The sequence below is a fragment of the Streptomyces achromogenes subsp. achromogenes genome (genome assembly GCF_000720835.1).
Classification (GTDB): Bacteria; Actinomycetota; Actinomycetes; order Streptomycetales; family Streptomycetaceae; genus Streptomyces; species Streptomyces achromogenes.
Map to the genome: position 1 here is coordinate 58,072 of NZ_JODT01000039.1, position 6,026 is coordinate 64,097.

Genomic DNA, 6,026 nt, shown 5'->3' on the forward strand with positions numbered 1-6,026 from the left:
AGCGTCCGGCGGGGTCGTGCCCGCCATGGCCGGCGGCGCGGCAGGACGGGTGGCTCCGCTGCCGGGAGAGCTGACGTTGTCGTTCCTGAACCGGCTCGCCGCCCGCTACCACCTCGGCCTGCGGGACCTGCTCGCCGCCGTGACCGACGTCGGCGGCCAGCGGAACCTCACGGGAATGCTGTACCCCGACAGCGAGATCCACCTCAACGCCCAGGCCCGTGCCCGCGTTTCCACACTGTGCCGTGTTGCGCCGCAGGTGCTCGAGCGCGCCCTGCCCGCATGGAGGCGGGAAGAGCCGTGCGGCAAGTACGGGGCCGGACCGGTGGGTCGGCTGATGCGCGGTGAGGAGGCTGTCGCGGCCTGGGGACCGGCATGCCCCGCATGCACCGCCTCCCGCACCGGCCGCCGCGTACCCGCACGCCGGTACCTGACGCCCGCAGAGCGGGTCTGCTCACGCCACCGGTACTGGCTGATGTTCCTGCCCGGCACCAGCGGCCTTCCCGTGCCGCTTGGCCGGTGCCCGGAGGTGGTCCAGGCCCAGCGGCGGCATGTCCGGCTGCTGCGCCGCTCCCCCGCCGGCGCTCAGGCCTTCAAAGTCGCCCGCGCCATCACCGGCTCCTGGTGCGAGCAGCCCTGGCCCGTGGCGGAACAGCGGTGGCCGGCCCGCCTGAAGGCCACCCGGCCCACCGGCGCCGATCCGGGCTGGTGGAAGGTGGCCGCCCGCGACCTGATCACCTATCCCGAAACCGTGGCCCTCGCACGCCTGCTGGCCAGCCGCCCCCTGCAGCAGCGCACCGTTAGCGAATCGGGCGGCCATCTCCCCTACAGGCTGGGCGAGCTGCCCCAGTTGCTGACCGAACTCGCCGACCAGCTCGGGCGGCCATGGCTCGTCCACCATCTCACCGCCGTCACCCACGGGCCACTGTTCACCTGGGTCCACTCCTTGGTACGCGCCCACACCGCCTCAACCCCTGCCGCCCGCAAGGCACTGTGGGCAGTGCACTCGGCCCACCGCCCCCGCCCCCTCAGCGACCTCCTGCCCCGCCCTGCGGCTGCCGGCGGCACCCCGCCCGCGCCCGGACCCGCCAAACGGCTACGCGGCCACAGCCTCCAGGCCGAGCGCGCCTTCGCCGAAGGACTCACCCGCGCCCGCACCTATCACGAGGAGCACGGGCACCTCGCCGTACCCAAAGAAGACACCCCCGCCGGCTATCCGCTGGGCCAGTGGCTCGCCAACACCCGCACCCGCCACACCCGCATGCCCGCCCACCAAGCCGCCGCCCTCACCGCGCTGTACCCGTGGTGGCACGCGCCCTGGAGCACCCTGTGGCAGCGCACCTGGCACCAAGCCCGCGATCACGCCGAAGCCCACGGCCCGCTCGAGCCCGCCAGCGGCTTTCCCACCACCAGCTACAGCCTCGGCGAATGGCTGTACCTGCAGTGCACCCGTTACCCCACCCTCCACCCCGAACAACGACGTCTCCTCACCCAGATCGGCATCGACGCTACGGCTGCGGCCGCCGCCCGACCCAGACGACGCAACCTCAAGGCCGGCGCCGAAGAAGCCCTCGCCCACGCCCGCTCCTACGCCGCGGAACACGGCAGCCTGGCGTCCGTAACCTCCGCAACCGTCCACGAGGGGTTCCGCCTGGGACAGTGGCTCGCCAACCAACGCAACTACCAGCGCACCGGCCACCGCCCCCTGCCCGCCGGCCGCGCCCAGGCCCTCACCTCCATCGACCCCTGGTGGAATCCGCCCTGGAACCTGAAATGGCAGCGCAGCTACCACCGCGTTCGCGACACAGCAGCCGGCCGGCACCGGGACGCCGACACCGGCTTCAGCGACCTCGACGATTCCCTCGCCGGGCGATGGCTGCGGCGCCAGTGCAGCACGTATGACGAGCTCCACGACGAACAGCAGCGGCTCCTCGCCGAGATCGGCATCACCGCCGAAGTGGCCCGCACGGCCCGGGACCATGCACGTACGGCCCCGAGAGCACCGGCTGCCGCCCCGGCTCCGGAGACAAAAGACAAGACCAGCCAGGCCAGAAGGGCTGCAGACCCTGCAACTCCCACCGGTCCGCATCGCGCACGGCGTGCCGCTGAGCCGAAGCGTCCCCGCGAGCCGGGCAGCCGCCTCGGGCACCGCCCCGATCTGAGACCGGGCTTCGAAACAGCCCTGGCACACGCCCGAGCCTGGCACGCCGAACACGGCCACCTCGCCGTCCCCCGCGACACCCTGCACGACGGCTACCCGCTGGGCATGTGGCTGTCCAGCCAACGCAACCGAGCCAAACAACGCACCCGCGACGGACTGCCGCCCTCACCCCACCTGGCCGACCTCGCCGCGATCGACTCGTGGTGGAACCCGCCCTGGGACCTGTACTGGCAGCGCAACTACTACCGCACCCTCAACCACATCAAAGCTGGCAAACCGTTCGACCCCGCCGCCCGCATCCCCGCACCGAGCACCGTCCTCGGCAGCTGGATCACCCGAGCGTGCCTCCAGCACGACCAGCTCCACCCCGGCCAGCAGCAGCTTCTGGCCAGCCTCGGCATCACCGCCCAGACAGCCGGCCACTGGCGGCCCAGTCCCCGGCCCCGGCCCCACGCCGAAGCCCTCACCCACGCCCGTACCTGGGCCAGCGACCACGGCCACCTCTGCCCGCCGATCAAGACCGTCTACGACGGCTTCCCCCTCGGTGTATGGCTCAACCGACAGCGCGAACTCGCGAAGAAACGCAGCACCCCCTCCCCCACCCAGCAAGCACTCGCCACGATCGACCCCTGGTGGAACCCTCCCTGGCCCATCCTGTGGCAACGCACCTACCACCACGCACACACCCACCCCCGCCTCCCAGCAGCCCGCCGCTGGCTCCGAAGCCAGCAACACAACTGGCTCCTCCTCCACCCCGACCAACAACACCTCCTCACTCACATCCGCATCGCCCCGCCGACTTGATTCGCCAACGCCCGTACCCCGGCCGAGCCCTGTCCCACAATGAGCAGATGGCCGACGCCCGCTTCTTCAACGACGAGCCCTTCCTCGACCACGAGGAAGGACCTGACCTGCTCGGACACGGGCAGTACGCCCAGCGTGTGGTCAGCCTGCTGGACCGGGTGCGGGCCCAGACCGAGACCGGAGTCCTCGCGCTGATCGGCCCCTGGGGCTCAGGCAAGTCCAGCGTCCTGGGCAAGGTGGCACGCCGCCTACGGGATGGCGCAGCCAACGATGACGGCTGGCTGGTCGCAGAACTCAACCCGTGGCTGTACTCCGATCTGGAGTCGCTCACGCTGGCGCTGTTCAGCGAGATCCGCGAAGCCCTCCCCTAGGACGGACGGTGGTCCGAGGTGCGAGAGAAGATCGGCGGATTCGGCAAGGCCATCAGTCCTCTGGGGAAGGTCACTGCTCTCTTCGGCCTTGACTCCGAGGGGCTGATCCAGGAGGTCAGCAACCGCATCAGCGGCGACACGAGCGCATCCGCAGCGAAACACAAAGCCGAGGAAGCCCTGCGCAAGGCGGGTCACCCAGTGCTCGTCGTCATGGACGACCTGGACCGCCTCACCCCCGAAGAGCTCCTCGTCGTCTTCAAGCTGGTACGCCTGGTAGGGCATCTGCCCCATGTGTACTACCTGATCAGCTTCGATGAACGGACCCTTCTGGACGTCCTGCAACGCAGTGAGCTGGTCGGTAACAGCGAGCTGCGCGCACGCGACTTTCTGGAAAAGATCATCCAGGTCCGACTGGATCTCCCCGCCTTCCGCGAGCGCGACGCCGACACCCTGGTCGACCGCTCCCTCGGCGCAGTCCTCGCCTCGCACAGCCTGGCCTTGACGCCCGACGAGCAGCAGAGGCTCTCTGAGGCCTACTACCGGTACCTGCAGGCCCGCCTGCGCACGCCACGCGCGATCAAGCGATTCTTCGGCCAGGTGGACGCCACCCTCGGCCAGCTCACCGGAAACGTCGACATCGTCGACTTCCTGCTCGTCACCTTCCTGCGCACCAACGAGCCCCGCGCCTACCAGTTGCTGTGGCAGCACCGAGCCGAACTCACCGGCACCAGCATGGACCTGCCCTCGCGCCGCGATGAGCGGCGCGACCAGGGCATCGACCGCTGGCGCACCAGGCTGCAGGGCGCCGGCGTCGCCGAACAGCACCTAGACGGTGTGATCGGCCTGATGGGCATGCTGTTCGCACCAGTGCGGCAGGCTCTCGGCCATGGCATCAACTTTCAGGCCATCGCGCGGCGGCGCGGCATCGGCAGCATCGACTACTTCGACCGGTACATGGTCTTCGGCGTCCCCGACGACGACCTTCCCGAGCACACCTTCGACACCGCCCTGCAGCAACTGGCCGACGACACCCCGGGCACCGAAGCGGACGAACTGCTCCTACGCCTGCGCGACGACACTCAGCGCATCACCCGCCGCATCGGCTACAAACGCGCCGCCGGCGCTCCCCTGCCAGCGGCCGCACTCCTCAAAGCCGCAGCCCTGCACTACGGCCACCTCACCGCCGCTCCTCAAGGAGCCCTCGGCCTGTTCACTGCGGACCGCGCCATGGACTTCCTCGCGAAAGACCTCCTGGCCGACCTTGCCGAGCCCGACCGGCCCTCGATCCTCAAGATCATGGCCGAGACCCCTGACGGAGCCGTCCTGGCTGCTCGCACCCTCCAACGCGTCACCAGCCGCGACGACTCCGACACCCCGGACCGCTCACAGGCAGCAGCCACCCTCGACTGGATAGGTGAGGCCCGCTCACTGATCAGCCACGAGATCGCACGGCACCTCGCCCCCGCCGCGAGCCGGCCCGTACACGAACTGACCGAGCTGGAGATCACCATCATCTGGGCGTGGCGCCATACCGAGTCCGAGGCCTGCCGGATTTGGATCAACCAACGTTTCGACCAGGGGTGGAACCCTCTTGACCTCCTCGCCACGCTCCTACCGCCCGACCGGGCCCCGCTCCCGGTCATCGACGAGGCCACCCTGCAAAGCCTCGACGCACTCATCGGCCTCGAAGCGCTGTACAGCCGACTCGGGCCGCTCCTCGACACCCCGGCAAGAGCCCCTGCTGACTCCCGTGAAGAACACCAGCAAGGCATCCTCCAAGCGCTTCGCGTACACCGCGGCAACACCCCGGGCAGCAGCTGACCACCCGACCCACGCCTCCAGACAAGACGGAGCAGCAAGCCGTGACAGACAATCCGTTCGCCCTCGCACCCGAGCAATGGCAGCGCCTCGCCTGCGCCCGCCAGGCCTACACCGACACCGTCAGTCCGTACTACGACGAGACGCTGCAACACGTGGCTCAACGCGCGTGCGTCAGCGGGCACATCGGCAAAGCCGACATCGGAGCACTACTGATGTGGAAGCGCCTCAGAGCCGATACACCCTGGGCCGCCGAACTCATGGCACTCGCGGACGCAGACGTACGCCGCGCAACCGCCACAGCCACGGCTGCCGCCCGGGACACCACTCTCAGCCGCAGCGCAGCGGCACAAGCCGGCCGAGCAGCACTCGTTCCCCTACCAGGCTTCCGTACCGGCGACGCCCTCGCCTCCGCCGTCCTCACGGCAGCCGCACCAGACCGCATGGCCATCTACGACCAGCGAGCCCACAGCGGATTGCGCGCCCTCGGCATCACCCTCAGCCACGCACCCGGCCGCTACAGCCGCTACATAAAAGCGATCGACCAGCTACTTGCCGCCGCCCCAGCCCCGATCCGCAACTGGACCCCACGCGACATGGACACCGCCCTGTACTGGCTCAACCACCCCACCAACACCACAACCAGCACATAGCAACACTCAACGAACCTGATCACCACGCAGCGGAACTGACCACAGCTGACCAACACTCACTACACCTGACAAAGCACCAGATCAGCACACAGCCGAAGCCCCCGCTCCCTCCACCACCGAGCCGTAGCAACCCGGCCTGAAGCGCTACCACCACCAGGCACCAAACTGATCAGCCCAGACCAACCCCATGACTCACTGATCAGAAAGACCGCTCCTGGACAG

The 6,026-nt window shown here is 69.3% G+C and carries 2 protein-coding genes and 1 pseudogene; all 3 read left to right on the forward strand.

Translation table 11 applies throughout. From position 1 onward, the window contains the following. Positions 1 to 25: 25 nt before the first annotated feature. The 3 genes and pseudogenes from IH25_RS38000 to IH25_RS40100 all read left to right on the forward strand — a co-directional run bounded on the left by IH25_RS38000 (position 26) and on the right by IH25_RS40100 (position 5,804). Complete coding sequence (locus IH25_RS38000; protein WP_078844518.1) at positions 26 to 2,962, forward strand: Helicase associated domain protein; 2,937 nt, start codon at positions 26 to 28, stop codon at positions 2,960 to 2,962. A 47-nt stretch (positions 2,963 to 3,009) separates the two neighbouring features. After that, positions 3,010 to 5,154 (forward strand): annotated as a pseudogene (locus tag IH25_RS38005) (P-loop NTPase fold protein). A gap of 41 nt (positions 5,155 to 5,195) precedes the next feature. Then, positions 5,196 to 5,804: a hypothetical protein gene (locus IH25_RS40100; protein WP_245172937.1), complete on the forward strand. Its 609-nt coding sequence runs from the start codon at positions 5,196 to 5,198 to the stop codon at positions 5,802 to 5,804. Positions 5,805 to 6,026 lie beyond the last annotated feature (222 nt).

What these genes read in the sequence shown, in the direction of transcription:
- IH25_RS38000 (WP_078844518.1), top strand. Translation starts at nt 26, where the DNA reads ATGGCCGGCGGCGCGGCAGGACGGGTGGCTCCGCTGCCGGGAGAGCTG.